We start from the raw sequence: 26,829 nt of genomic DNA, 5'->3' as shown, positions 1-26,829 counted from the left end.
CCCGATGGGCGGACGTCTACATGCGGCGGCGGCGGCTGACCGCCGCGGCCGCGGGCTGCTCGGTGCCCAGGAACCCCAGCAGCAGCTTGCCGACCAGCTCGGGCTGGTCCAGCGGGATCCAGTGGCTGGCGTCCTCGACGCGCTCGTAGCGCCACGGGCCCTTGACGAACTTCGCCGACCCGACCATGCCGTCCTCCAGCAGGGCCTTGTCGCCGCTGGACCAGATGCCCAGCGTCGGCGCGAACACCGGCGGGAAGTTGCCCTCCACCCGCAGCTCGGCCTCCGGGGACCGGTTGGCCCGGTACCAGTTCAGGCCCGCCGTCAACGCGCCCGGCTTGGCCAGCTCGCGCAGGTAGCGCTGGTGGTCGCCCTCGCCGCCGATGATCTCCTTGAACAGCCGCCACCCGTTGCGGCGCAACAACTGCTCGCTGACGCCGGGGAACTGGTAGAGCAGCATGTACCAGCTGGCGGCGCGCTGCTGCACCGTCTGCGTGGCGAACACGCCGGGGTGCCCGACCGACAGCACCGCGAGGTGGTCCACCCGCCGGGGCATGAGGAACGCGTACATCCACGCCACCGCGGCGCCCCAGTCGTGGCCCACCACGTGGGTCTTCTGGATGCCCAGCTGCATGGTCAGCGCCACGACGTCGTTGACGATGTTGCGCATCGAGTAGGCGTCGATCTCCTGCGGCTTGGACGACTCGCCGAACCCGCGCAGGTCCGGCGCGATGACCCGGAACCCGGCGTCTACCAGCATCGGGATCTGGTGGCGCCACAGGTAGTGCGAGTCGGGGAAGCCGTGCAGCAGCAGCACCGGGTCGCCCTCGCCCTGGTCGACGTAGGCGATCTCGACCCCGTTGACCTGCGCGCGGGCGTTGATCAAGCTGTTGTTGGCGCTCACACCGTCTCCCTGAAAAGCCGTTCGGCGAAGAACTCGCTGAACCCGAAGTCGGGCACGTCCTCGGGGCTGACCATGTTGAGCAGGCCGGTGACCTGCGCGGCGAAGTTGTCGTTCATGAGGTCGCGGACGCGGCGGCGCCGCTCGGCCGCTTCCGGGCCGAACTCGCAGTGCAGCTTGGCGACGATCTCCGCGCCGAAGTGCAGCCGCCCCATCCGGAAGTCGCGTTCGGCCAGGTAGGGGGCGAACGCGGCGGGCGACCAGTCGTCGCCGCCGAGCAGGATGCCGCACACCGCGCGGGAATCGCGCAGCGCCGACGACAACCCGGTGCCCAGCACGGTGTCCGCGGCGCCGGCCTCGTCGCCGATCAGCACCACGCCGTCCACCACCGGCGGGCGCTCCGGCACGGCCTTGACCGACGGCCACAGCTTCAGCGGCCCCAGCGGCACCGCCGCGGCGTAGACGGACTTGCCGCGGTCGGGCAGGCACTCCAGCTCGAAGTCGCCGATGAACCGCTCCATGCCGTTGGGCCCGCGGTAGCGGTCGCGGTTGGTGGTGGGGAAGTTGATGTAGAGCCGGGCGACGCCCTCGCCCTGCGGGAACACCATGAACATCTTGTCGGCCTCGGTGCCCATGGCCTGCACGTCCATCGGCCAGTCGTCCAGGCCCGACACGCGCACCCCGCCGCCCCAGTGGTGCACCGAGGTCTCCATGGTGACGCCGACCTGGCGGCCCACCGTGCAGCCGCGGCCGGTCGCGCCCAGCACGATCCGCGCCCGCACCTCGTGCTCGCCCGCGTCGGTGTGGTAGGTCACCACCGGTTCGGTGCCCTGCGTGACGCGGACCTTGCGGACGCCCATCACGATCTGGCCGCCGTTGCCGTGGGCCTGCTCGACCATCAGCTCGCACACCGTGTGGTGCGGGAACGACATCGGCCCGCCGACACCGGGCACGAAGCGGGTCATGTCGACGACCTCGGCGTCGTCGGGGGCGACGGTCTCGTCCCACTGGACCCACTCGCGGATCTCCCAGGCGCCGCCGACGCCGAACGCGTCCTCCACGCCCAGCAGCTGCGCCTCGCGCATGCCCCACGGGGCGATCCACTCGCCGCGCACGATGTCCTGGTAGGTGTCCTGCTTCTCCAGCAGCAGCACCGACAGGCCGTTCGCGGTGAGGTTCGCCGCCGCCGAGGCGCCCGCGATCCCTCCGCCGACGACGACCACGTCGACCCGTGCCGTGCCCGTGCCGGAACCCGTCCCTGTGGGGGTCATCCCTGCCACCTCTCCCAGTGCGTGCGCTCCGCGGCGGGGTGCCGGCTCGCGGGGCGGAAGTCGGTGCCGACGGTGTAGGCCACCGGCACCATGCACACCTGGGTGACCCCCGAGGGGATGCCCAGCAGGGCGCCGACGTGCTTCTCGAACGGCAGGTGCAGGCCGGTGATCGTGGAGCCCAGGCCCCGGCTGCGCAGCGCGAGCTGGAACGACCACACGGCGGGGAAGATCGAGCCGTAGAAGTTGCTGGCCCGCATGGCGCCCAGCCGCACGTCCTCCTGCCAGGTGCCGACGTTGCGCCGGCCCGCGGCGGTGCGCACGTACTCCTCGTCGATCGCGCCGATGTCCGGCGGGCGGCCCAGCACGCACGGGATCACCAGCACCGGCACCTTGGCCAGGATGTCGACCAGGGTCGCGGCGGAGGCGTTGTTGCGCTGGTTCTGCGCGTTGTTGCGCCGCCGCCCCGACCTGGTCAGCACCTCGCGCTGGTGGAAGTTCCACGCGTGCCGCACGACGGCGGCCAGCTCGTCCTTCACCGACTGCTCGGTGACGACCAGCCACCGCCAGTTCTGCTGGTCGTTGGCCGTCGGCGCCTGCACCGCCACTTCCAGGGCCTGCTCGACGATCTCGCGGGGAACCGGCCGGTCCAGGTCCAGCCGGCGGCGCACCGACCGGGTGGTGGTCAGCAACCGGTCGGTCTCCGCCACGTCGAACGGCGTCCCGGGAGCGGCCGCCGGGGCCGTCACGGGATCCGCCGCGGTGGTCACGGTGCGCCCAGCACGGTCACGCCCCGCACCGACCCGGCGGCGGCGCTGAGGACCAGCGTCCGGTCCACCGGTGCGTCGAGCTCCGACTTCGTGACGTACCCGGACAGGCCGCCCACCTGCGGGGTGGTCAGGCCGGCCACGGCGGGTGCGACGCCGTCGCGGACCGCCAGGGCGGCCAGCGCCAGGTTCAACCCGCCGGTCGCGGCCCGGCAGTCGCCGGTGTAACCGGTGGTGGCGGTCAGCAGCGCGTCGGGGACCGCGTCGAACACCGCCGCGGCCTCGTCGGCGTCGTGCTCGTCGCCGACCGCCGCGCCGAACACCAGCCGCACGCCTTCCGTGTCGACCTTCGCCAGGCTGCGCGCCACCAGGACCCGCTCGTCCTCGCCGGCGCCGCCGACGTGGCCGCCGCCCACGACCTTCGCGTAGGGCGTGCCGCCGCGCTCGGCGCAGTGCCGCGCCGACTCCACGACCAGCGCCACCGCTCCGGACGCGGGCACCGACCCGTTGTTCACCCGGTCGTAGGGGGTGACGTCGAGACCTTCGGCGGCGAGCGCCGCCTCGTCGGCGGCGACCACGAGCACCACGTCGGCCTTGCCCGCGCGGATGGTCTCCACCGCGCAGTCCAGCGCGATGGACGCCGACGCGCCGCCGTTGCAGATCGTCGTCGTCGGCCCGCGCAGGCCCAGCGTCTGGCACACCGCGCCGCCGGTGGCGTTGAGCACCACGTTGGAGAAGCTCAGCACGGCGGGCTTGTTGGGGTTGGCCAGGACGCTCTCGTCGAACCCGTCGGTGCTCTCCCACGACCCCGCGGCGGTGGCGAACATGACGCCCACGTTCTCGGCCTCGGCGCGGGACAGCTGCAGGCCGGCGTCCTCCAGCGACAGCCGCGACGCGGCGATCGCCATGCGCGACAGGTTGTTCATGTGCCGCCACAGCGACCGGGGCGCGAACGTGCGGCCGGTCAGCGACGGCTGCCCGCCCACCTGGCGGCGGCCGGTGGCGAGGGCCTCGGAGACCTCCGCGATGCCGACGCCCAGCGGGCCGACCGGGCCGAGGCCGGAGATGACCACGTCCATCTCGGGCAACCCGCCCGCGGTGTCCGCGTCGGCCGTGTCCGCGCCGGTGTCACGGGGTGAGGTGAGCAGCAGCGACACGTTGTTGCCGCCGAAGGCGTAGTTGTTCGACGCCACCACCGACATCGGCATCGGCCGTGCCGTGTCGGGCACGAAGTCCAGCCCGGACGGCGCCTCGCGGCCCTCGAACCCGATCGTCGGCGGCGCGGTCTGGTGCTTGAGCGCCAGCACGCTCGCCACCGCCTCGACCGCGCCGGCGGCGCCGAGGGTGTGGCCGAGGAACGACTTGATGCTGCTGGTGGGGACCTGCGGCGCGCGGTCACCGAACACGGTGCGCATCACCTTGATCTCCATGGCGTCGTTCGCCGGGGTGCCGGTGCCGTGCCCGTTGACGTAGTGCACGTCGTCCGACGTCAGGCCGGCGTCGGCCAGGGCGCGGCGCATCGCGCTGACACCGCCGCGACCCGTGGGGTCGGGCGCCGTGGCGTGGTGGGCGTCCGCGGACAGGCCGTAGCCGGCGACCTCCGCCAGCGGCGTCCCGCCCCGCGCCAGGACCCGGTCCAGCGGCTCGACCACGACGAACGCCGCGCCCTCGCCGAGGTTCAGGCCGTCCGAACGGCTGTAGGGGCCGCAGGGCCGGTCGCTCAGCGCGTGCAGCCCGGCGAACCCGGCGTAGGTGCCGAACAGCAGCGGGTCCACCCCGCCGGCGAGGACCACGTCGGCCTCGCCGGTGAGGATCTTGTCCTTGGCGAGCCCGACCGCGTTGCCGCCGGCCGCGCACGCGGTGGACACGAGGATCCGCGGACCCCGCATGCCCAGCACACCGGCGACGATGTCACCGGTCGCGTGCATCGGCTGGTAGCCGCCGTCCGCGGCCGGGGTGGCCTGGCACTTGCCCAGCACCAGCCCGTAGCGGTCCTGGTCGAGGTCCTGCTCGGACAGTCCCGCCTGGGCGATCGCCTGGCGGGCCGCGACCAGCGCCAACCGGGACGTTCGGTCCAGGTGCGCGTCGGAGGGACCGGACTGCCCGTCGATCCACTCGTCGGGCACCTGCCCGGCATAACGGGCGTCGAACGCGTGGAACGCGTCGTCGGCGATCTCGGTGATCCCGCTGCGACCGGCGGCCAGCCGCTGCCAGAACTCCTGCGGGTCACGGCCGATCGCGCAGATCACGCCGACCCCGGTGATGACGACCGGTCGCAGCGCCATGGCGTGCTCCTTCTTCCCTGGCCCCGATCAGATGATCGGGGTGCTCCAGCTCTTGGGCGTGACGTAAGGGCTCGTGAGGGTGGTGACGTCGGCGTCGCCGACGGTCAGCCGCAGTCCGGCGGCAGCCAGGTCGGCGTCCAGGCGCGCCAACCCCAGGGGCGCGCCGAGACCGATGCTGTGCACGGCGTGGACGACGACGCCGACCTGCTCGCCGCCCACGGTGACCGGAGTGCCGGCCGCGGGGACGGTGTCGCCGCCGGAGAACCCGACGGTGCGGCGGGTCGCGCCACCGGAGAACGCGGCCAGCACCGCGTCCCGGCCGATGAACGACTCCTTGGTGATGTCGACCAGCCAGTTCGCGCCCATGGTGAGGACGTCGGCGCCGTCGGCGTGCTCGTGGTGGGTGGGCTGGCGGACCTCCAGCATCGCCAGCTCCAGCGCCTCGTGGCCCGCCGGGGTGGCCTGCTCGACGGCCTTGGCCCACAGCGTCGCGGCCTGGTCGTGCGGCACGAGCACCTTGTAGCCGTACTCGCCGGTGACACCGGTGCGGGCGAACAGCACGTCCACGCCGTCCCAGGTGGTGTCCACGACGGACTCGAACGGCAGCGCGGCGAGCTCACCGTCGACCAGGCGGCCGACGACACCCCACGCGTAGGGCCCTTCCAGGCCCAGCAGGACCTGCTCGCCGGTCAGATCCTTGATCTCGACCCGGTCCTCGCCCGCGACGGACCGCAGGTGCTCCAACAGCCGGGCGCCGCCGCCCACGGAGCTCTCCACGAGCATCCCGTCCTCACGGCCCCACACGACGACCTGGTCCACGACCAGGCCCTCCTCGTCCAGGACGAGGCTCGTCATGCAGCGCTCCGAGGTCAGGTACTCCACGTCGCGGGCCAGCGCCCGCTGCATGAAGTCGGTCGCGTCGGAGCCGGAGACCTCCAGCACGCGCGAACCGGACAGGTCCAGCACCGCGGCGCGCTCCCGGATCGCGGTGTACTCCTCATCGAGCGTGGTGTAGCGCAAAGCCACGTGGGCTTCCTGCGCGGCGCCGTACTCGGTGCCCTCCGGGTGGACGGCGGCCAGCGGCGAGGTCAGCGAATCCATGGTGTTTGTCAGGCCCTTCCGAGTGAGCTGCTGGGATCGGCGATGGTGAGCGAGCCTTCGGCGGCGACCTGGCCGTCGACCTTGGCCTCGACCTTGAACTCGCAGAACCCCGCACCGCCGGCGGTGCGTCGTGCGGACAGCACGATCTGGTCGCCGGGCACGATCGGCCGGCGGAACCGCATCGACCGCACCCCGGCGAGGTAACTGATCCGGCTGGAGCCGGCCAGGGAGAAGATGACACCGGACAACTGCGCCATGGCCTCGATGACCACGACGCCGGGCAGCACGGCCTCTTCGGGGAAGTGGCCCTGGAACCACAGTTCGGTGCCGGTGACGTTCTTGATCGCCACACCGCTGACGCCCGCGTCGATCTTCTCGACCCGGTCCAGCAGCAACATCGGCCACCGGTGCGGGAGCAGTTCGCGGACCTGGTCGTTGGTCAGCGCCGAGCTCTCGCGGGGGCGGGTGCCGTTGCGCATCATGCCCCGGTCAGCGAATTCGCCTCGGCCAGCTTCGGGTTGACGTGGTCGGCAAGCCGCGACACCGACCCGAACACCGACATGTCGCTGTCGTAGAGCGCCACGCCGAACTCGGCCTCGATCGCCACGTACAGCTCCAGCACGTCGAGGCTGTCCAGCTCGAGGCCGCGGCCGAACAGCGGCTGGTCGTCGGTGATCCAGTCCGGCTCGATCGGCAGGTCGAGACGGGACACGATCATCTTCTTGATCTGGGCGCAGGTCTGCAGGCGCGCGGCCGCCGTGGCGCGCAGTTCGTCGATGCTCAACTTCATCTCCCGGTGGATGGGTGTCAGGCCAGCCCGCCGCCGTTGGCGACGAAGGTCTCGCTGGTGATGTAAGAGGCGCGGTCCGAGGCGAGGAACGTCACGAGTTGCGCGACCTCCTCGGGCGTGCCCATCCGGCCCAGCCGGATGCGCGACTCGTACTCCGCGCGGATCTTGGCGGGGATCGACTTGGTCATGTCGGTGGCGATGAACCCCGGCGCGACGCAGTTGGCGCGCACCCCGTGCGGGGCGGCCTCGTTGGACAGCGCCTTGGTGAAGGCGATGATCGCGCCCTTGGACGCGACGTAGTTCGTCTGGCCGGGGAACCCGCCGTCCAAGCCGCTGGACGACGACAGCGTCACAATCGCCCCGCGCCGCTGGTGCTGCATGATGCGCAGCGCCTCCCGGCAGGCGAGGAACGTGCCCGTCATGTTGACGTCCATGGTCTCGCGGAAGTCCTTGCTGCCCATGACCACCATGAACCGGTCACGGGTCACGCCGGCGCTGGTGACCAGGACGTCGAGCCGCCCGTGCTCGGAGCGCACACCCTGGAACATGGCGCGCACCGCGGCCTCGTCGGTCACGTCCGCGCCGGCGGTGCTCGCGCTGCCACCGTCCGCCTCGATCTGCGCGACCAGTTCCTTGGCGGGCTGCTCGGATCTCGAGTAGTTGACCACCACGTGCACGCCGTGGGAGGCGAGGTCGAGGGCGACCGCCCGGCCGATGCCGCGCGACCCGCCGGTGACCAGTGCTACCGAGCCTTCGGTGAACATTCGGCAACTCCAGCATCGTCGTTCGAGAGCGTCTGCGCGCTGTGGCGCAGGACGCTAACGAAGCGCCATATCGGAGCTCTTTCACATCGTTATCCATCGTGTTGACCAGTCACGGGACGTGCGCGACGCTGCCGCCATGAACGAGGTCGAGGTCGATGTGCTCGTAGTTGGCGGCGGCCCGGTCGGCCTGTCCGCATCGGTGGAGGCGTCCCGGCACGGGCTGTCCTCGGTGTTGGTGGAGCGGCACGCCGGCACGTCGATCTTCCCCAAGGCGCGGCTGATGTCGACCCGCACCATGGAACTGGTGCGCGCATGGGGCATCCAGGACGAGGTCGAACGGGTCGGGCTGCCGCGCGAGGAAAGCCTCGCGGTGGGGGTGGGTTCGTCGCTGCTCGCCGACGACTTCCACCACCAGGTCGCCGAGATCGCCACCGACGCGCCGCAGAGCCCCACCTACTCCTACATCTGCGCACAGGACAAGTTCGAGGTCGTGCTGCGCGCACTCGCCGAGTCGCAGCCCGGCGCGGACGTCCGGTTCTCCACCACCATGACCGAACTGACGCAGGACGCGTCGGGAGTGCGGGCGGTGGTGGAGTCCGGCGGCCGGTCGACGGTCGTGCGCGCCCGCCACGCGGTCGCCGCCGACGGTGGCCGCAGCGGCGTCCGCACGGCGCTGGGCATCGGCGTGCAGGGCCCACCGCCGCTGGGCCACATGGTGAGCATCATGTTCGAAGCCGACATCGCGCACCTGCTGCGCGACCGGATGTGCGCGCTGTACTTCCTGCGCAGCGCCATCCCATGCGCGGTGGAGGCGGTCGACAACGACCGCCGGTGGATCGTGCAGACCGGCTACGACCCCGCCGACGGCGGCAGCATCGACGACTTCACCGACGAGTTCTGCGTGCAGATCGTCCGCTCCGCGGTGGGCCTGCCCGACCTCGACGTCACCCTGATCGGGGTGTCGCCGTGGCTCCAGCAGGCCATCGTCGCCGAACGGTTCCGCGCGGACCGCGTGTTCCTCGCCGGCGACGCCGCCCACGTGTCCACCCCGCAAGGCGGGTTCGGCATGAACTGCGGCATCCAGGACGCCCACAACCTGGTCTGGAAGCTGGCGGCGCGGCAGCGGTGGGGCGCGGGGGAGGCCCTGCTGGACAGCTACGGCGCCGAACGGCACCCCATCGGCGAGCGGACCGTCGAAGAGAGCCTGCGCAACGCCCTGATCACGTTCGACATGATGGAAGGCAAGCTCAGCATGGCCGAGTCGCTGAGCCTCCAGGCCGGCCGGCGCAGCGTCGAAGGACTCGTGCTCGGCTTCCACTACGACTCGACCGCGGTCATCCCGGACAGCACCCCTGCCCCGACACCGGCGGACCCCTACCGCACCTACGTGCCGACCGCCCGTCCCGGCCACCGCGCGCCCCACGTGTGGCTGGACCGCGCGGCCGGCCGGGTGTCCACCCTGGACGTGCTCGGCATCGGGTTCACCGTGCTGACCCCAACCGGGAGCGGGTGGGCCCAGGCGGCGAAGGAAACCGACGCCCGGGTGGCGGTGGACACGGTGGAGATCTCCGCCGACGGCTCCGGGGCAACCGACTCCGCGCAGTGGGCACAGGTGTACGGCGTGGGTTCCGCGGGCGCGGTGCTCGTCCGCCCGGACGGCCACGTCGCCTGGCGCACCACCGCCCCCGCCACCACTCCCGACTCGGCCGCCGCCCTCACCGCGGCCCTGGACACCGTCCTGGCCCGCTGACCGGACACACCGACGACCGGACAACCCGCGAGCCCTCCACCCGGGCACCGCGAGTTGTCCGGTCGGGCACCGCGTCGTGGCCCACCACGGACAGGTCGCCGCGCATGCGGGCTTCGTGCGGCTGCTGCGCCACCCACTCCCGGCCGAACAGCATCAGCTCACACAACCGCTCCAACAACGGGACGTCCCGCCTCAACACGCGCCCGCCACTCAACGCGGCAACACCACCGCTTCCCCCACCGCGAACAAGTCACCCTCCGACGCCACCCGATCCCGCACCTCATCAGCCAGGAACACCAGGTCCTCCACCACCCGACACGCCTCCACCTCGTCCCACCGCACCGGCGCCGACACCGAAGGCCGCGCCCGAGCCCGCAACGAATACGGCGCCACCGTCGTCTTCGCCGGATTGTTCTGCGACCAGTCGATCAACACCTTCCCCGTCCGCTCCGCCTTCGCCATCCGCCACACCACCTCACCCGGCGCCTCACCCGCCAACCGCCGCGCCACCCCCTTCGCGTACTCCGACGTCCGCTCCGCCGACGACACCGACACCGCCGCGTACACCTGCAACCCCTTCGACCCGCTCGTCTTCACCACCGGCGCCAACCCATCCGCCACCAACACCTCCCGCACCCGGCACGCCACCCGGCAACACTCCACCACCGTCGCCGGCTCACCCGGATCCAAGTCGAACACCACCAGGTCAGGGGAGTGCCGACCACCCCGCGGACCCACCGTCCACTGCGGCACGTGCAACTCCAACGCCGCCAGGTTCGCCAACCACACCACCGTCGCCAAGTCGTCCACCACCACGAAATCCGCGAACTCGGCGCCCCGCGACGACCCCGGCGTCTCCACCCGCACCGTCCGCACCCACTCCGGCGCGTGCGACGGCACGTTCTTCTCGAAGAACGACTTCCCGTCCACCCCGTTCGGATACCGCCGCAACGTCACCGGCCGATCCCGCACATGCGGCAACAACACCGGCGCGATCCGCGTGTAGTAGTCGATCACCTCCGCCTTCGTGAACCCCACCTCCGGATACAGCACCTTCTCCAGGTTCGTCAGCTTCAACAGACGCCCCTCCACCCGCACCACCGCGTCACCCGTCAACCCGACGCACCTCCCCGGGCGACTTGTCCGGCCGCAACCCCCGCCACGTCGGAAACCGCATCCGCCCGTCCGCCGTCCACTGCCGATGCGCCACCTCACCCACCAACACCGGCCGCACCCACCGCGCACCCCGAGCCCGATCCCGCGGCACCCCCGACACGAACGGCGACTCCGCCACCTCCAACTCCCCGAGCCGCGCCGTCAACCGCTCCAACTCCGCCTGACCGAACCCCGTCCCCACCGACCCCGCGAACACCAACCCCTCACCCTCAGGCACCCCCAGCAGCAACGCCCCCACCAGCCCCCTCCGCTTCCCCGCACCCGGCCGCCACCCCCCGACCACCACCTCCTGCGTCAACACCCCCGTCACCTTCACCCACAACGGCGACCGCCGACCCGCCACATAACGCGAATCCAGCCGCTTCGCCACCACCCCCTCCAACCCCTGCTCACGACTCGCCGCCAACACCGCCGCCCCCTGACCCGGGAACGCCCTCGGCGTCAACCAGTGCGCACCACCCAACCCCAAACCCTCCAACAGCTCACGCCGCCGCGAATACGGCAGATCCACCGTCGGAGAACCGTCCAGGTGCAACACGTCGAACACCAAAAACGTCACCGGCACCCGCCCCACCAACCGCCGCGCCTGCGCCGCCGACGCGTGCATCCGCTCCTTCAACGCCCCGAAACTCGGCCGGCCCCCCGACAACGCCACGATCTCCCCGTCCAACAACACCTGCGTCGCACCCAACTGCGCACCCAAGCCCTGCAACTCCGGATACGTCCCCGTCACGTCATTGCCCGCACGACTCGTCAACTGCACCCGGCCACCCTCCACCCGGGCGACCGCCCGCACCCCGTCCCACTTGAACTCGAACGCGAACCGCGACTCCGGCCGCGGCAACTCCGCCGCCGCCGTCGCCAACATCGGCGCCACGAACTCCGGCAACGGCACCCAATCCGGCCGCACCGCCTCATGCCGCCGCCGCACCATCCAATCCTTACCGCCCGACGACGAATCACCACCGGACGATTCACGGCGGAAGAAAACAAACTCGCCCTCCACCCGCGAACCGTGCAACACCACATCCACCTCGCGGTCCGACCACTTCACCGTCTCATACCGACCGCGATCCCAGATGAACATCTCACCCGCGCCGTACTCACCCTTCGGAATAACACCCGAAAAAGACGCGTACTCCAACGGATGATCCTCCGTGCGCACCGCCAACCGGATCGTCCCCGGCTCCGCCGGCAAACCCTTCGGCACCGCCCACGACACCAACACCCCGCCCCGCTCCAACCGCACATCCCAATGCAACCGCGACGCGTGGTGCTCCTGGATCACAAAAGTGTCATCACCACCCCGCGGCAACACCCCGTCATCCGGCACCGGCTCCGGCGTCCGCCCCACGACCCGCTTCCGCCGGTACTCCGAAAGATCCCCACCCATCCCACGCCGCCACGCCCTCAGGCGGGCTTCGCCTTCTTCTTCGCCGGAGCCTTCCGCGACGACGACGACGACGACGACGAACCATCAGACCCCGACGACCCCGAAGCAGCCTTCTTCGCCGCAGGCTTCCGCGCCGCCGACTTCCCCCCACGCGCCGTCTTCGCCTGCTCCACACTCCGCTCCAACGCCGTCATCAAGTCGATCACCTCACCGGCCTCCTCGGCCTCCGGCCGCTCCGGCACCTCCGCACCCTCGGCCTTCGCCTCGATCAACTTCTGCATCGCCACCGTGTAATCATCGGAAAAATCACCCGGATCGAAAGACCCCGCCATGCTCTCCACCAACGACGACGCCATCTTCAACTCCTGCGGACGCACATCCACATCCGAACCCAGGAACTCGAAATCAGGCTTCCGCACCTCATCCGGCCACAACATCGTGTGCATCACCAACAAGTCCTCACGCGCCCGCAACATCGCCAACGTCTCCCGCTGACGAATCGTGATCTTCACCACCGCGAGCTGACCGCTCCGCTCCAAAGCCGTCCGCAACAACACATAAGGACGCGTCGCCGCCTTGTCCGGCTCCAGATAATAGGACTTCTGGAAATAAATCGGATCCACCTCGTCGACCGGCACGAACTCCAACACGTCGATCGCGTGATCCGTGTTGATCGGCAGCTTGTCGAAATCCTCGCTGTCCATCACCACCACACGACCGTCGTCCAGCTCGTACCCCTTCGCGATGTCGGCGTAAGCGACCTCCTCGCCGCACACCTGGCACACCCGCTTGTACCGGACGCGCCCACCGTCCTCCCGGTGCACCTGGTGGAACCGGAAGTCGTGCTCCTCCGTGGCCGTGTACAACCGGACACCGATCGTCACCAACCCGAAGGAGATCGCCCCACGCCACACGGACCTCATGCCACGTGACTACCCGCGAACCGCACGATCCGCACTAGCACGTCACCCGAACGGGCTAACGAACCGGGGGAGTGCAACCACCGGACCAGGGGAGACCCGTCACTCCCGGTCCGGCAACCGCGCCAACGACAGATTCGTCCGACTACCCGCCACCGCCGCCCGCCGCTCCCGCGCCGTCGCCTCGATGTAATTCTGCGACGTCGCCAACGACGCATGACCCAACAACGCCATGATCTCCGACGCCGACGCGCCGTCCTCCGCCAACCGCGTCGCGAACGTGTGCCGCAACGCGTGCAGATTCGCCCCCGACGGCACCCGATCGTGCAACCCCGCCCACCGGAAACACGACCGCACCAGATACTCCAACCCACCCCGACCGATCGGCTCACCATGCCGATCACGCACCAACGCCGACCCCCGATCGAACCGCGCCTGCGGAAAACGCCGCCGACACGACACCAGGTACTGCTCGATGATCCGATCCATCGCCGACTCGATCGGCACCGACCGATCCCGATTCCCCTTGCCCACCACGTGCAACCGACGCTCACCCGGCCGGCCCACCACCGACGCCAACGTCAACGTCCGCATCTCCGCCGACCGCAACCCCGCCACCAGACCCAACGCCAACACCAGCACATCACGCTCAGGCCACGGATCACGCCCCTTCCGCGCCCCCTCCGCCGCAGCCGCCAACAACCGCTCCGGCGTGTCCTCACCCCGCAACGGCTTCGGCGTCAACGGAGGCGTCTTCGGCCGCGCCACCGCACCCATCGGATTCCCCGGCACCAGATCCTCCGCCACGCAGAACGTCAAAAACTGGTTCCACGTCGACCACGCCCGCAACACCGACGACTTCGCATGCGAATCCGCGAACACCCCGAACGCCTCACGCAGGTTCCGCCCCGTCAGATCCGAGATCTCCAACCGAGCCGGGGGAGTACCCGTCACCTCCGCCAGCAACACCGTCACACCAGCCAGATCACGCCGATACGCCGCCGTCGTGTGCGGCGAATCCTTCCGCGGACGACGAGCGAGGAAGAACGACTCCTGAGCGGCAAGCACCAGCATGTCGATCTTCCTACCGCACCCCACCGACAAAACCCGCGACGGAACCCACGACGGCGCTCAGCCGAACACCGGACGAACCCCGCTCACGCCGTACTCCATCACGTCACCACCGACGATCTCGATCCCCATGTCCGGCGCCCCCGCCACCGCACGCCACGCCTCCAACTCAGCACGGGACGCCCAGCGCTCGAAGTTGTTCACCCGACCGGGGTCCACCGGATCGGCGGTGATGGCCAGGTCGAGACACCCGGGGGAGCGGCGGGCCCGACGCACCAGATCCACGTGAGCGGCGACGAACGCGTCGCGCCGATCCGGGTCGACCTCCAGGAAACCGGCAATGATCAACACTGGGGACACCTTCCGTAGTACGCGATGACTGCCTACGAAGGTGTGTACGCAGCGGCGACCACGAACTCATCGGTCCCGATCCCCCGCACTCAAGATCATTTGATGGATAATCGCCATTATCCATCAAAAGGAGGTCCGGAAGGGGCTGGAAGGGGTTCGGGCCCCGACTGGGGGATTACCCCTCTCGGACGTCACGCCGGCGGCCGACTCAGCCCTTCGAACGCGCACGTGTGCATGCGTGCCGCCGTTGGCAGGTCGCGCGCCGGTGGCCAGTCGAGTCAGTGACGACCTGCCGAGCGCTCAGGCCCTCCAGGCGGCCTCTGGTGATCGACTTCGACGGCGGGTCCGGCGTGCGCGTCGGGCTCGACATCCGCTCACACCACCGGTGATCCGTCACTGTGACGTTTCTACGGTGGTGTGAGCGGATGCCCGTCCGCGCCCCGGTGTGGGGCCCCTCGGGCTCGCCGGTCCGTATCGGCCGCCCGGCACCGTGGCGTCGTTGGTGCGACGGCTTGCCGTGGCAGTGCGCGCGGGCGGCGCGGCGGGACGGTCGACGGCGGCGTGTGCGGAACGATGTGTTCGGCCTGTGTGGATGGTCTGTGCCGTGCTTTCAACCCCTGCTCACCGGGTCGTCCGTAACGCCGATAATCTACATTATGTTAAGTAGCGGGTTCAGGACCGCTTCCCCAGCATCTCGAAGTAGTGCGCGTTCGCCATCACGCCCAGGACGTTGCCGAACGGGTCGACCACGCTGGCGGTGACGTAACCCTCGCCCCGCACCTTCGGCTCGTCGTGCGGCTTGGCGCCGAGTTCGGCGAGCCGGTCCAGCGTGGCCTGGAGGTCGTCCACGGCCCAGTACGTGATCGCCCCGGCCGGGCCGCTGTGCACGTCGTGCGGCGCGTAGTCGCTCTTGACGATGCCGAACTCGTGCTCGTAGTCCCCGATCCGGAACTCGATGTAGCCGCCGGGGACCTTGAAGTACGGCTCGATGCCGAAGAACTCGGTGTACCAGGCGGCCGCGGCGTCGAGGTCGTCGGCGAAGAAGCTGGTGGTGGTGAGTCCGCGGAGCATGGTGGTTCCTCTTTCCGGTCGTTCGTTCGCTGTTGGTTCCCACTCTGGCGGTCAAAGTGCTCACGGTGTGAGCACTTTTCCGGGGAGACTGGGGCCATGCGTGCGGACCGGTTGGTGGCCACTCTCCTGTTGATGCAGGCGCGGGGGCAGGTGACGGCGGCCGAGGTGGCCGGTGAGCTCGAGGTGTCGTTGGCGACGGCGCGTCGGGATCTGGAGGCGTTGTCGGCGGCTGGTGTGCCGGTGTACCCGCAGCCGGGTCGTGGTGGTGGTTGGCGGTTGGTGGGGCGTGCGCGGACGGATCTGAGTGGGTTGACGTCGTCGGAGGCGCAGGCGTTGTTCCTGTTGGTGGGGCCTGCGGCGGCGGGGTCGCCGGAGGTGCGGGCGGCGTTGCGGAAGTTGGTGCGGGCGTTGCCGGAGACGTTCCGGGAGGGTGCTCAGGCGGCGGCGGACGCGGTGGTGGTGGACGTGGCCGGGTGGGGTGCGGTGGGTCGTGACCGGCCGGGGTTGGTGGAGGTGTTGCAGGAGGCGGTGGTGCGGCGTCTGCGGGTGGAGTTGGTGTACGAGGGGCGTGGGCGGTCGCGGTCGGAGCGGGTGGTGGAGCCGTGGGGGTTGGTGGACAAGGACGAGGTCTGGTACCTCGTGGCGGGGACGGGTGCGGGTGAGCGGACGTTCCGGGTGGATCGGGTGGTGTCGGCGCGGGTGACGGACGAGGTGTTCGCGCGTCCGGCGGATTTCGACCTGTCTGCGGCGTGGGACCGGGTGGTGTCCGAGGTGGAGCGTCGGCGGTCGACGGTGTCGGCGGTGGTGTCGGTCGAGGCGCGGTACGTGTCGGTGTTGCGGGATCAGTTCGGGCGGCACTGTGAGGTGTTGGAGGACGTGGACGGTCGGGCGCGGTTGCGGTTGTCGGCGCCTGCTCCCCTGATGATCGCCCAGGTGTTGGCGGGGTGGGGTGCGCTGGTGGAGGTGGTGGAGTCGGACGGGGTGCGGGCTGAGTTGGCGCGGTTGGGCTCGGAGTTGGTGGCGCGCTACGGCTGACCAGGCTGCGGCTGACCCGGTGGCTGGTCCGGCGACGGCTGACCGGGCTGAGTCGGCGGCTGGGTCGGGAGTGGTGTGCGGTCCGGCTGGAGGTGGTCGTGGATGCGGTCGTGCATGGGCCGCTCCCCCAGTGCTTCGAGGGCTGCGGCGACGAGGTCGGTGAGGGGGTGGGGCAGTTCGGCGTCGAGGGTTCGGGCGGCGGCGGTGGTGGCCTGCCATTCGGCGTCGAGGGTGGGCAGGATGGCGCGGGCGTGGTCGGTGAGGTGGACGATGCGTTGGCGGGCGTCGTCGCCGGGTCGGAGGTCGACGAGTCCGTCGCGGCGCATCTGGTTGACGGTCTGGCTGACGGCGGAGTGGGTGACGCCGATGGTGTTGGCGAGGTCGCGGATGGACTGCGGTCCCCCGGTGTGTACGAGGCGGATGACCGGGGTGTAGCGGGGTCGGAAGCCCGGTAGGCCGAGGTCGGTGTAGACGCGGGCGACGCCGCTGTCGAGGAGGTCGAGCAGGTGGCGTAGGCGGGTGCCGAGGAATTCGGGTGCGGGTCGGTGGTCCACTCCCCTAATGTAACAGCACTGTTGCATATCCGAGGAGTGCCGATGTACCCGGAGATCGAGCCGTACGAGCACGGGATGCTGGACGTCGGGGACGGCAACCTCGTCTACTGGGAGGTGTGCGGGAATCCGGAGGGGAAGCCGGTGGTGTGCCTGCACGGTGGTCCGGGTACGGGCTGCTCCCCCGACGTCCGGCGGCGGTTCGACCCGGCGGCGTACCGGATCGTGTTGTTCGACCAGCGTGGGAGTGGTCGGAGTCTGCCGCACGCGAGCGAGTACTCGACGGATCTGTCGGTGAACACGACCGCGCACCTGGTGGCGGACATCGAGCGGTTGCGGGAGCACCTGGGTGTCGATCGGTGGATGGTGTTCGGCGCGTCGTGGGGAACGACGCTGGGTCTGCACTACGCGGAGTTGTTCCCGCATCGGGTGAGCGAGATGGTGCTGGTCGCGGTGATGACGGCCCGGCGTCGTGAGTTGCACTGGTTGTACAACGGGCTGGGCATGTTGTTCCCGGAGCAGTGGGCGAGGTTCCGGCGGGGCGCGGGTGAGGGTGCGGCGGATCCGGTGGAGGCGTACGACGCGCTGCTGAATTCGCCTGATCCGGTGGTGCGGGTGAAGGCGGCGACGGACTGGACGGACTGGGAGGCGTCGATCCTGTCGGTGCACCCGGATCACCGGGCGGGACCGCGGATGTCGGATCCGGTGTGGCAGATGGCGTTCGCGCGGTTGACGGCGCACTACTTCCGGCACGGGGCGTGGTTGGAGGACGGTCGGGTGTTGCGGGACGTGGAGCGGTTGCACGGGATTCCGGCGGTGTTGGTGCACGGTCGGTTGGACTTGCAGTTGCCGTTGGGGACGGTGTGGGAGTTGGCGCAGGTGTGGCCGGACGCGGAGTTGGTGGTGGTGCGGGGGGCGTCGCACGCGGCGACGGATCCGGGGATGGGTGAGGCGGTGCTGGCGGCGACGGACGGGTTCGCGTATCGCCTGTAGGTCAGGGGTCGCGTGTCCCGGGTGTGGCGCGGGCGTAGCGGGTGGCCGGGGTGCCCGGCATGGCGGGGCGTCGGCCCGGTTCTACTGGGTGGAGTTCGTGGGCATGGTCAGGTAGTGGCGGGCCGCCACACGGTGGTGGTCTTGATGTCGACGCCTTCCAGGTCGTGGGGCACCGGGACGGGGAAGGCGTCGACGCGGGTCCAGTCGCGGGGCATGAAGCTGCGCTGGGGGTCGCCGACGAGGACGAGGATGCCGCGGCGGTGGGCGGCGAGGAGGAACGGTTCGACGCGGGCGGCCATGTCGCGGTCGTAGAAGACGTCGCCGGCGAGGAGGACGTCGACGTCGGGGGTGGTGTCGAGGAGGTCGCCGGTGGCGATGGTGACGGTGACGTCGTTGGCGTGGGCGTTGAGGGTGATGGCGACGGGGTCGATGTCGTTGGCGGTGACGTGTCCGCCGGCGCGGGCGGCGGCTACGGCGACCAGGCCGGAGCCGGAGGCGAGGTCGAGCACGCGGCGGCCGGCGACGAGGTCGGGGTGGTCGAGGATGTGGCGGGCGAGTGCCTGGCCGCCGGCCCAGGGGAACGCCCAGAACGGGGGTTCGGGTGTGCCGGTGCGTTCCCAGAGGGTGATGAGGTCGTCGGCGGTGTGCAGGACGATGTCGGGTGTGAGCGGCACCGGCCGCGGGGTGGTCGCGGCGCGGACGAACTCGTGCATCGGATCAGGCCGACAGCCGTTGGGGTTCGAGGGCGCGGGACAGCGCGTCGAGTGAGAGTCCGACGGCTTCGCAGAGGGCGGCGACGGTGAAGAAGGCGGGTGTGGGCACGCGGCCGCGTTCGATTTTGCGGAGGGTTTCGACCGAGATGCCGGCTGTGGCGGCGACGTCGACCATGCTGCGTGGTCCGCGTGCGAGGCGGAGGATCTCGCCGAGGCGTTCGCCTCGTTCGCGGTCGGACGGGGTGAGTGGCTGTCGGACCATGCTGTGATAGTAATACCGGTATTACTATCACGGTTGGGAGCATGTGGTGATCGAGTTGAAGAGCCCCGGCGAACTGGACGCGATGCGTGCCGCCGGCGTCGTGGTGGCCGACGCGCTGGCGGCGGTCCGCGACCACGCCCGGGTCGGGGTCTCCCTGCTGGAGCTGGACGAGGTGGCGCACCAGGTGATCCGCGACGCGGGCGCCGGGTCGTCGTTCCTGCACTACCGGCCGTCGTTCGCGCCGACCCCGTTCCCGGGCGTCATCTGCGCCTCGGTGAACGACCTCATCGTGCACGGCATCCCGGACGGCTACCGGCTGCGCGACGGCGACCTGGTCAGCATCGACTGCGGGGCGCACCTCGACGGCTGGCACGGCGACTCGGCGATCAGCTTCGTCGTCGGCGAGGCGGACCCGGCCGACCTGCTGCTCATCGACACGGCCCGGCGCGCGTTGGAGGCGGGGATCGCCGCCGCGGTGCCGGGTGCGCGGATCGGGGACGTGTCGCACGCGATCGGCGTGATCTGCCGTGCCGCGGGCTACGGGATGCCGTCGGACTTCGGCGGTCACGGCATCGGCCGGGAGATGCACGAGGCGCCCGGTGTGCCGAACGAGGGCAAGCCGGGGCGTGGTCTGACGCTGCGGCCGGGGATGGCGATCGCGATCGAGCCGATGTTCCACGCGGGCGGTCGGGACGGGTACTACGCGGGCGAGGACGGGTGGGGGCTGCACACCGTGGACGGCAGCCGTGCGGCGCACGTGGAGCACAGCGTCGCCGTCACGGAGGACGGGCCTCGGGTGCTCACAGCCCCCCGGCAACCCGTAGCACCGCTCCGGTCGTGAACGAGGCGGCGTCGCCCAGGAGCCACGCCACGGCCTCGGCGATCTCCTCCGGTTCGCCGGGTCGGCCCAGCGGGATGCGTGACGCGACCCGGTCGGGCCGGTCCGGCACGCCGGACAGCTCGTGGATCGAGGTGCGGACCGTGCCGGCCGCGACGGCGTTCACCCTGATCCCGCGTGGCCCCAGCTCCTTGGCCAGGCCCACGGTCATCGCGTCGACGGCGGCCTTGCTCGCCGCGTAGTGCACGTACTCCCCCGGTGATCCCAGGGTGGCCGCCGCGGACGACACCGAGACGATCGACCCGCCTTCGACCAGGTCGCGGGCGGCGCGTCGGGCGCACAGCAGCGCTCCGACGACGTTCACGTCGACCACGCGGCGCAGGTCCTCGGTGCGCAGTTCGGCGAGCGTGCCGACCGGGCTGGTGATCCCGGCGTTGATCACCACCCCGGTCACCTGGCCGAGGCGGGCGGCGGTGTCGAACAGGGCGTCCACGTCGTGCTCGTCGGACACCTCGACCCGCACCGCGACCCCGCCGACCTCCTCGGCCAACGCCTCGGCCTCGGCGGTCGCGGCGCGGTAGCCGAGCACCACCCGGTGGCCGTCCGCGGCGACCCGCCGCACGACCGCCGCGCCGATGCCCCGGCTGCCGCCGGTCACCACGATCAGACCCGCCACGCCGTCACCTCCGCGTTGTTCCCGGGCGTGGGCCCGATTGCGGTCGACCTTGTGATCACCATGACGCCGAACCTACGTCCCGCCCCTGCCCGCGCGGCGTCGGCCCGTTCGTGACGATTCCCTGCCGTGTCGACGTGCACGGACCGCCACCGGACGGTCACCCTGATGCGTGAACCCGAACCCCGGTGTCACACGAACGGCGTCCCCAGGGCACTCTGGGACTGTGACCGAGCCGCGCTGCGCCGCGATCTCCGCCGACATCGGGGAGCCCGAGGCGGGCACCGCCACCACCGCCACCGGGTGGGTCTGCCTGGAGCAGCCCGGGCCGTGGGGACGCGACGCCCTCACCCAGAGCCGCCTGGACCCCGTGCTCGGCGCGGAGCTCGCCCGCCGCGCCGCCGCCACCGGGGTCCGGGTGCTGCTGATCCGTCGCCCCGGCCGGCACGCCGACACCCACCACGACGCCCCGCGCCGCGTGTTCCTCGCCGCCACCACGCCGGGTCGTCCGTGGCTCGAGCAGACCGACGTCGCCGATCCGGAAGCGCTGCTGGACCTCGACTTCGCCGCGCTCGGCGCGGGCCGGTCCACCGGTTTCGGTGTCCCCGTGACCGCGCCGCTGCTGTTCGTGTGCACCAACAGCCGTCGTGACGTGTGCTGCGCGCTGCGCGGCCGTCCGCTCGTGGAAGAGCTCGCGTCCGCGCGTCCCGGCGCCGTGTGGGAGTGCACGCACACCGGAGGCCACCGTTTCGCGCCCACGGGCGTGCTGCTGCCCACCGGGTACCTCTACGGCCGCCTCGACACCGCGTTCGCCGCCCGGCTGCTCGACCAGGCCGCCGTCGGGCACGTCGTCACCGAACGCTGCCGCGGCCGGTCCACCCACACACCGCACGGGCAGGCCGCCGAACTCGCCGTCCGCGATCACATCGGCGAACACCGCGACGTGCTCACCGTCCACCACGACACCGACGCCTCGGGCCACGGCGGGAGTGACCGTCACACGACCGTCCACCACACCGACGGCCGGTCCTGGCGCGTCACCGTCGACACCCGGGACCTCCCGGCCGCCCGGCCCGCGAGCTGCGGCGCGACCCCCACCCGGGACACCGCACTCGTCGTCACCGCCGTCGAGGACCTCGTCCCCGTCGCCTGACACCCACCCTTGCCCGACGCCCACCCGGCCGACGTTTCACCCGGCAGGGGCCGTCGACCCCGGCACCGCGGCGTGGAACAGCCCCAACCCCAGCGCGTGCGGATCGTCCAACCCGACCGCCCCCAACGCCTCCGCGGGCAACGCCAACAACGACACGGCCACACCCAGGAAGTACGCGTCCAACAGCCCCGCGTCCCGCGCCGTGCTCGACAACCCCGCCGCCGCGTGCAGACCCGCGCCGGCCTCCGCGTTGGACACCGCCATCCGCCCCAGCGCCGCCCGCACCCCCGGCCGCCGCACCGCCTCCAGATACAGCTCCACCATCGCCAACAGCTGCGTCGGATCCTCGACCACCGCGCGCCGCAGCAACGCCGGGTACAGCTCCGCCACCTGCGCCGGCGAGATGCCCACCGGAGTCGTCTCCCGCAACCGCCGCACCGCCGCCGCGTGCGAGGCCGTCATCCGCCCCGCCGCCGCCTCCAACAGCGCGTCGCGCGACGGGAAGTAGTTCTTCGTCGTGCCCTCCGGCACCCCGGCCGCCCGGTCGACGGCCCGGTGCGTCAACCCGCGACCGCCCTCCGCCGCCAACACCGAGATCGCACAGTCGCACAGCAGGTCCCGACGGCTCGTCACGGGGACGGGACCCTAGCCCATCCCACGAGACCCACCGCCACCACCTGATCAGTTCCGTCCGCCACCCCAACCGCGCGCACATCGCCGCACCCCGCGCCGTCGGCGCCGACGAACCCCACCGGCCCGACCGCCCTGACACCTACTCGTCCCACGGTCCTGCCCACTCGCCCACGGCCCTGCTCACGCGCCGCACTGCCCTGCCCTGCCTACTCGCCCCACGGCCCGCCCCACTTGCACCACGGCCTTACCTGCCCTGCGTATCGCCGGCTGCCGTGCCCCACTGAAGGCCTACTGAAGGACCTGCCGTGCCCTACTGGAGGACTCGGCGGCCGAAGCGGGCGTTGCCGAACTCCGCCGCCTCCCCGATCAACGCCGACCCGACATCGGTCCGGCCCCGGAACCACGCATGCCGGAACCAGGCGTCCTGGTGGAACACCACGTCGCCGAACAGCGCCCGCCCGCCGAACAGCACGTGCCGGAAATCCGCCAGACCCGACACCTCGGCGTGGCGCAGGTCCGCCCGGCCCGACACCTTCGCCCGCGCGAACACCAGCTGGTTCGCCACCTGCGCCGACCGCAACGACACGTTGCCCGTGAACACCACCGACCCGAACGACGCCGACCGCGCGAACAACACGTCCGTGAACAGCGCGTGCCGCAGGAACCGGGCGCCCGCGAAGTCCGCGTCGCCCGTCACCGTCGTCGCCTCGAACCGCGCGTCACCCAGGAACACCGCGCCCACCAGCTCCACCCGGCGGACCCGGCACCCCGACAGGTCCAGGTCCACCAGGATCGCGCCCGGCGCCACCAGGTCCATCCCCGGCCAGAAGTCGTCACCCGGCCGCAGGTGCGCCACCAACTCCCGCTGCACCGCCGTGCGCCACGGCGCGTCCAGCCCCAGGCTCACCCCGCCGCGCAACGCCGCCAGCCACGTGTCCACCACCGCCTGCCGCCGTCGCGGCACCTGCCGGCCGATCTCGGCCAGCAGCAGCAAGCCCTCCGTCTCGCCCGCCCGGAACAGCCGGTTGGCCTCCCGCCACACCGACACCGCCGCCGGGGCCACCGCGTCCGGTCCCACCCGCCGCCGGGCGTGCTCGTCCAGCAACGTGTCGGAGTGCGACGCGCGCACATGACGCACGACCACCCAGACGACGACCAACGCCACCGCCAACGGCACGAGCCACGAGGACATACCCCCGATCATGCCCCCACGCGTACGTCGACGGACGTATCCCCCGTCACCGCTTCCCACCCGACGCCGAGACAGCCGCCCGAGCGGACCATCGAGGGCATGACCACGCCACAAGCCCGACCGGCCGCCACTGCACTGCGCGCCTCGGACACCGACCGTGAACACATCGCCGCCCGACTGCGTGACGCCGTCGGCGAAGGCCGCCTCACGCTGGCCGAGGCCGACGAGCGCATCGCCGCCGCCTACACCGCCGTCCACCACCACGACCTCGCCTTGCTCACCGCGGACCTCCCCGTCCCGCCGGCGCCGCCCACCCCGCCCGCGCGGCGCCGCCCACCCCTGGTGCCGGTGATCCTCCTGCTGGTCACCGTCGCCTGGATCGCCTCGCCCCTCCCGTTCCCGTGGCCCGTCCTCCTCATCGGGTTCCTGATCTACCGGGGCGTCCAACGGCGCCGCCTCCACCACGCCTGAGCCACTGTGATCTTGATCCCCTCGGGACTCCGATCCCGTTGCCGGGTCAGCGGATCACGCGCACCCCGCTCCTGCCCTAGAGTCCGCACATGGACCTGACCGACGCGTGCTTCGCGGGCGCCGCCCGACAGGCCGAGCTGCTGCGGTCCGGCGCGCTCACCGCACGCGACCTCGTCGCCGAATGCCTGCGCCGCATCGACCGGCACGACCGCGCGCTCAACGCGTTCCGGATCGTGTTCACCGACCGCGCCCTCGCCGAAGCCGAGCACGCCGACGCCCGCCGCGCCCGGGGCGAGGACGCGCCCCTGCTCGGCGTGCCCGTCGCGGTCAAGGAGGACATCGCGATCGCCGGGCTGCCCACCACCAAGGGCACCGCCGCCGTCGACACCACCGCACCCGCCGACGCCGAGATCGTCCGACGCCTCCGCGACGCCGGAGCCGTCATCGTCGGCCGCACCCGCATGCCCGAACTCGGCCTCTGGCCCCACACCGAGTCCACCTGGGCCGGCGCCACCCGCAACCCCTGGTCACCCGAGCACTCGCCGGGCGGGTCCAGCGGCGGATCGGCAGCCGCCGTCGCCGCGGGCTTCGTCGGTGCCGCCATCGGCACTGACGGCGCCGGGTCCATCCGCATCCCCTCCGCGTGCACGGGCCTGTTCGGGATCAAACCCCAACGCGACCACGTCCCGCTCGCCCCCGACCGCGACGTGTGGAACGGCCTCGTCGCCGCCGGACCCATCACCCGCCACGTCGCCGACGCCGCCCTGCTGCTCGACGTCCTCGTACCCGGCACCGACCACACCGCCGCGGTCACCGAGCAGCGGACGCTGCGCGTGGCCGTGTCCCTGCGCACCTGGGGGCGCGGCATCCCCGTCGACCCCGAAGCGCGCGACGCAGTTCTCGACACCGCCGGGCTGCTCGCCGACCTCGGCCACGACGTCACCCGCGTCGACCTGGACCAGCACGATCTCACCGGGCCCGCCTGGTTCGCCGTGCGCTACCTGCACTGCGCCGTCACCACCGAACAGCGGCTCGACCGGCCCGACCGGCTCGACGCCCGCACCCGCGCCGTCGCCGCCCTCGGCCGGTCGCTGCCCGCGCCGGTCGTCCGCGCCGCGCTCGCCCGGACCGCGAAGCTCACCGAGCACGCCAACCGGATCTTCGCCGACCACGACGTGCTGCTCACCCCGGCGCTCACCCGGCCGCCGCTGCGCATCGGCGAACTCGGCCGCCTGCCCACCATCGCCGCGCTGCTCGCCGCCGCCCGCATGACCACGTTCCTGCCGCTGTGGAACGTCACCGGCAACCCCGCCGCCGCCGTCCCCGCCGGCCACACCCGAACCGGCCTGCCCCTCGCCGTGCAGCTGGTAGCCGCCACCGACGACCACGCCACCGTCCTCACCGCCGCCGGCCAGCTCGAACGCGCCCGCCCCTGGACCGACCGCCGCCCACCCGCCTACCCCTGACCCCCGCCCCCTGCCCCGCGTGAGTCCTACGTTCAGAACGCGCGAGTCGTACCTTCAGGACCACCGTGTCCTACGTTCAGGACCCCCGAATTCAACGCTCAGAACACCGCACACCCGCGCAGGTCGTCCGGTGAGGCACCGCGAGCCGCACACTCAGGCACGGGAATCGCGGGTTCCGGCCGCGCCCGACTCCGCCCCGCCGGACTCGGCCCCTCCCGACTCCGCCGCGACCACCTGCCGCAACGCGTCGTCCACACCGTCACCCACCCGCGCCAACACCTCGGCACGCACCGCCGGCCAGTCACCCCACGCCGACGCCGCCGCCCGCAACCGCGTGTAGGTCTCCACCCCCGGACACGCCAGGAACGCCCGCCGCCGCAACTCCACCGCCCGCTCCACCCACCCCGCACGCAGGCACTCGTCCACACCCAGGTCCACCAACCGCAGCGCCGCGCCACGCCCACCCGTCGCCACCAGGCCGCGCTCCACCCACTCCAGCGCCTCGCCCGACCGGCCCGCGTCCCGCAGCACCGTCGCCACCTGCAAGTAGTGCCAGCCCGACGACAGGTCCTTCGACAGCACCGACACCTGCAGGTCCACGTCACCGCAGTGCTCGGCCAACTCCTCCATCAGCCGCAACAACGCCCACCGCTCCCGGTCGTAACGCCCGGTCTCCCCGAACCCGATCACCGGCAGCCGCTCGAACCGCGCCACCGCCTCCGCCCGGTACCACGCCAACCCGTCCTCGCCCAACGACGACGCGTACGGCGCCAACCGCACCTCCGGCGGCTCGGCGAACCCCGTCTGCAGCCACAGCAGCCACGACGCCAACCCACGCCCGTCCGGCGGCTCCGCCAGACACGCCACCGCGTGCAGGTCCAACACCCGGTCCACCAACCCGGCCAACGCCACCCGGTGCTCACGGTCCCGCAGCTCACGGTCCTGCGCCGCCGCCACCAACACCCCGACCAGCTCCTGCGCCACCACCCGCGCCCCCGGGCCACCCCGCACCAGGACGGACAGGTCCGCCACCACCGACGCCAGCTCGTCCCACCGCGCGGGCCACGGAACGTCGACACGGGACAGCGCAGCCGCCGCACGACCGGGTAAGGGATCCACCGCGACATCCAACCGCACGCCGACCCTCCCCGGCGACGCCCGGCCGGACGCCCGTCACCCGCCTACAACCCCCCGAACACGCCGAAGGGCGCCGGCGATCACGCCGACGCCCTCCCAGGCATGTC

The 26,829-nt window shown here is 71.6% G+C and carries 28 protein-coding genes; 7 read left to right on the top strand and 21 right to left on the bottom strand.

Features of this window, described 5'->3' with window-relative positions; genetic code table 11:
• Positions 1-16: 16 nt before the first annotated feature.
• From F4560_RS11280 to fabG, 8 genes are read right to left on the bottom strand one after another with little or no spacing between them, the layout of a single operon-like run.
• Positions 17-901, bottom strand: coding sequence for an alpha/beta fold hydrolase (locus F4560_RS11280; protein WP_184919278.1), 885 nt, complete (start codon positions 899-901; stop codon positions 17-19).
• Positions 898-2,169 carry an NAD(P)/FAD-dependent oxidoreductase gene (locus F4560_RS11275; protein WP_184919276.1) on the bottom strand — a complete coding sequence of 424 codons (1,272 nt, stop codon included), beginning with the start codon at positions 2,167-2,169 and terminating at the stop codon, positions 898-900. The genes F4560_RS11280 and F4560_RS11275 overlap by 4 nt, the downstream gene beginning before the upstream one ends.
• Positions 2,166-2,936 (bottom strand): nitroreductase family protein, encoded by a 771-nt coding sequence (locus F4560_RS11270; protein ID WP_312869133.1) that lies wholly within the window; start codon positions 2,934-2,936, stop codon positions 2,166-2,168. Before F4560_RS11270 ends, F4560_RS11275 begins: the two co-directional genes overlap by 4 nt.
• Entirely contained in the window at positions 2,933-5,218 is a 2,286-nt protein-coding gene (locus F4560_RS11265; RefSeq protein ID WP_184919274.1) for a beta-ketoacyl-[acyl-carrier-protein] synthase family protein, read from the bottom strand. The genes F4560_RS11270 and F4560_RS11265 overlap by 4 nt, the downstream gene beginning before the upstream one ends.
• 27 nt (positions 5,219-5,245) lie before the next feature.
• Positions 5,246-6,319 carry a glycine cleavage T C-terminal barrel domain-containing protein gene (locus F4560_RS11260; RefSeq protein ID WP_184919272.1) on the bottom strand — a complete coding sequence of 358 codons (1,074 nt, stop codon included), beginning with the start codon at positions 6,317-6,319 and terminating at the stop codon, positions 5,246-5,248.
• Positions 6,320-6,327: 8 nt separating this feature from the next.
• A complete protein-coding gene (fabZ, locus tag F4560_RS11255) occupies positions 6,328-6,801 on the bottom strand; it encodes a 3-hydroxyacyl-ACP dehydratase FabZ (RefSeq protein ID WP_246477776.1) in 474 nt (157 codons plus the stop codon).
• The gene (locus tag F4560_RS11250) at positions 6,798-7,109 is read right to left on the bottom strand and encodes an acyl carrier protein (RefSeq protein WP_184919269.1); all 312 of its coding nucleotides are present in this window, start codon (positions 7,107-7,109) and stop codon (positions 6,798-6,800) included. Before F4560_RS11250 ends, fabZ begins: the two co-directional genes overlap by 4 nt.
• Before the next feature lie 17 nt (positions 7,110-7,126).
• On the bottom strand, positions 7,127-7,873 hold the full coding sequence (gene fabG, locus F4560_RS11245; protein ID WP_184919267.1) for a 3-oxoacyl-ACP reductase FabG: 747 nt from the start codon (positions 7,871-7,873) through the stop codon (positions 7,127-7,129).
• A gap of 136 nt (positions 7,874-8,009) precedes the next feature.
• Between fabG and F4560_RS11240 the strand changes: the two genes are divergently transcribed.
• A complete protein-coding gene (locus tag F4560_RS11240; protein WP_184919265.1) occupies positions 8,010-9,623 on the top strand; it encodes an FAD-dependent monooxygenase in 1,614 nt (537 codons plus the stop codon).
• Between the two features lie 210 nt (positions 9,624-9,833).
• Here the strand turns inward: F4560_RS11240 and ligD (F4560_RS11235) are convergent, their stop codons facing one another.
• From ligD (F4560_RS11235) to F4560_RS11210, 6 genes are all read right to left on the bottom strand, one after another.
• Positions 9,834-10,739: a non-homologous end-joining DNA ligase gene (gene ligD / locus F4560_RS11235; RefSeq protein WP_184919263.1), complete on the bottom strand. Its 906-nt coding sequence runs from the start codon at positions 10,737-10,739 to the stop codon at positions 9,834-9,836.
• Positions 10,729-12,192 carry a non-homologous end-joining DNA ligase gene (ligD, locus tag F4560_RS11230; RefSeq protein ID WP_184919261.1) on the bottom strand — a complete coding sequence of 488 codons (1,464 nt, stop codon included), beginning with the start codon at positions 12,190-12,192 and terminating at the stop codon, positions 10,729-10,731. Before ligD (F4560_RS11230) ends, ligD (F4560_RS11235) begins: the two co-directional genes overlap by 11 nt.
• A 17-nt stretch (positions 12,193-12,209) precedes the next feature.
• Positions 12,210-13,115: a non-homologous end joining protein Ku gene (gene ku / locus F4560_RS11225; protein ID WP_184919259.1), complete on the bottom strand. Its 906-nt coding sequence runs from the start codon at positions 13,113-13,115 to the stop codon at positions 12,210-12,212.
• Positions 13,116-13,214: 99 nt separating this feature from the next.
• The gene (locus tag F4560_RS11220) at positions 13,215-14,186 is read right to left on the bottom strand and encodes a tyrosine-type recombinase/integrase (protein ID WP_184919257.1); all 972 of its coding nucleotides are present in this window, start codon (positions 14,184-14,186) and stop codon (positions 13,215-13,217) included.
• Positions 14,187-14,243: 57 nt separating this feature from the next.
• A complete protein-coding gene (locus F4560_RS11215) occupies positions 14,244-14,534 on the bottom strand; it encodes a putative quinol monooxygenase (RefSeq protein ID WP_184919255.1) in 291 nt (96 codons plus the stop codon).
• Between the two features lie 672 nt (positions 14,535-15,206).
• Entirely contained in the window at positions 15,207-15,605 is a 399-nt protein-coding gene (locus F4560_RS11210) for a VOC family protein (RefSeq protein WP_184919253.1), read from the bottom strand.
• 96 nt (positions 15,606-15,701) lie between these two features.
• Between F4560_RS11210 and F4560_RS11205 the strand changes: the two genes are divergently transcribed.
• The gene (locus F4560_RS11205) at positions 15,702-16,640 is read left to right on the top strand and encodes a helix-turn-helix transcriptional regulator (RefSeq protein WP_184919251.1); all 939 of its coding nucleotides are present in this window, start codon (positions 15,702-15,704) and stop codon (positions 16,638-16,640) included.
• Here F4560_RS11205 and F4560_RS11200 read toward each other — a convergent pair.
• Positions 16,631-17,194: a MarR family winged helix-turn-helix transcriptional regulator gene (locus tag F4560_RS11200; protein WP_312869125.1), complete on the bottom strand. Its 564-nt coding sequence runs from the start codon at positions 17,192-17,194 to the stop codon at positions 16,631-16,633. The two genes, F4560_RS11205 and F4560_RS11200, sit on opposite strands and share 10 nt — an antisense overlap.
• Before the next feature lie 42 nt (positions 17,195-17,236).
• Here F4560_RS11200 and pip point away from each other — a divergent pair, with 42 nt between their 5' ends.
• Positions 17,237-18,184 (top strand): prolyl aminopeptidase, encoded by a 948-nt coding sequence (gene pip, locus F4560_RS11195; protein WP_184919249.1) that lies wholly within the window; start codon positions 17,237-17,239, stop codon positions 18,182-18,184.
• Between the two features lie 107 nt (positions 18,185-18,291).
• Here the strand turns inward: pip and F4560_RS11190 are convergent, their stop codons facing one another.
• Together F4560_RS11190 and F4560_RS11185 are read right to left on the bottom strand one after the other, a co-directional pair.
• Positions 18,292-18,897, bottom strand: a complete 606-nt coding sequence (locus F4560_RS11190) for a class I SAM-dependent methyltransferase (RefSeq protein ID WP_184919247.1) — start codon at positions 18,895-18,897, stop codon at positions 18,292-18,294.
• Positions 18,898-18,901: 4 nt separating this feature from the next.
• Positions 18,902-19,159, bottom strand: coding sequence for a helix-turn-helix domain-containing protein (locus F4560_RS11185; RefSeq protein ID WP_184919245.1), 258 nt, complete (start codon positions 19,157-19,159; stop codon positions 18,902-18,904).
• 46 nt (positions 19,160-19,205) lie between these two features.
• On the opposite strand from F4560_RS11185, the gene map reads away from it, so the two are divergent.
• The gene (gene map, locus F4560_RS11180; RefSeq protein WP_184919243.1) at positions 19,206-20,000 is read left to right on the top strand and encodes a type I methionyl aminopeptidase; all 795 of its coding nucleotides are present in this window, start codon (positions 19,206-19,208) and stop codon (positions 19,998-20,000) included.
• Here the strand turns inward: map and F4560_RS11175 are convergent.
• On the bottom strand, positions 19,960-20,673 hold the full coding sequence (locus tag F4560_RS11175; RefSeq protein WP_184919241.1) for an SDR family oxidoreductase: 714 nt from the start codon (positions 20,671-20,673) through the stop codon (positions 19,960-19,962). The genes map and F4560_RS11175 overlap by 41 nt on opposite strands.
• Before the next feature lie 223 nt (positions 20,674-20,896).
• On the opposite strand from F4560_RS11175, the gene F4560_RS46085 reads away from it, so the two are divergent.
• Complete coding sequence (locus F4560_RS46085; protein ID WP_184919239.1) at positions 20,897-21,823, top strand: ferredoxin family protein; 927 nt, start codon at positions 20,897-20,899, stop codon at positions 21,821-21,823.
• A gap of 36 nt (positions 21,824-21,859) precedes the next feature.
• Here F4560_RS46085 and F4560_RS11165 read toward each other — a convergent pair whose 3' ends face one another.
• Together F4560_RS11165 and F4560_RS11160 are read right to left on the bottom strand one after the other, a co-directional pair.
• The gene (locus tag F4560_RS11165; protein ID WP_184919237.1) at positions 21,860-22,456 is read right to left on the bottom strand and encodes a TetR/AcrR family transcriptional regulator; all 597 of its coding nucleotides are present in this window, start codon (positions 22,454-22,456) and stop codon (positions 21,860-21,862) included.
• Between the two features lie 310 nt (positions 22,457-22,766).
• On the bottom strand, positions 22,767-23,648 hold the full coding sequence (locus tag F4560_RS11160) for a pentapeptide repeat-containing protein (RefSeq protein WP_184919235.1): 882 nt from the start codon (positions 23,646-23,648) through the stop codon (positions 22,767-22,769).
• 99 nt (positions 23,649-23,747) lie between these two features.
• Between F4560_RS11160 and F4560_RS43490 the strand changes: the two genes are divergently transcribed.
• Both F4560_RS43490 and F4560_RS11150 read left to right on the top strand, forming a co-directional pair.
• Positions 23,748-24,119: a DUF1707 SHOCT-like domain-containing protein gene (locus F4560_RS43490; RefSeq protein ID WP_221483451.1), complete on the top strand. Its 372-nt coding sequence runs from the start codon at positions 23,748-23,750 to the stop codon at positions 24,117-24,119.
• An 89-nt stretch (positions 24,120-24,208) separates the two neighbouring features.
• The gene (locus F4560_RS11150; RefSeq protein WP_184919233.1) at positions 24,209-25,585 is read left to right on the top strand and encodes an amidase family protein; all 1,377 of its coding nucleotides are present in this window, start codon (positions 24,209-24,211) and stop codon (positions 25,583-25,585) included.
• 153 nt (positions 25,586-25,738) lie between these two features.
• Here the strand turns inward: F4560_RS11150 and F4560_RS11145 are convergent, their stop codons facing one another.
• Positions 25,739-26,722, bottom strand: coding sequence for a hypothetical protein (locus F4560_RS11145; protein ID WP_184919231.1), 984 nt, complete (start codon positions 26,720-26,722; stop codon positions 25,739-25,741).
• Positions 26,723-26,829: the final 107 nt, after the last annotated feature.

Origin of the sequence: Saccharothrix ecbatanensis (assembly GCF_014205015.1) — a bacterium.
GTDB lineage: Bacteria > Actinomycetota > Actinomycetes > Mycobacteriales > Pseudonocardiaceae > Actinosynnema > Actinosynnema ecbatanense.
This window is presented reverse-complemented; position numbering and strand designations above follow the sequence as displayed.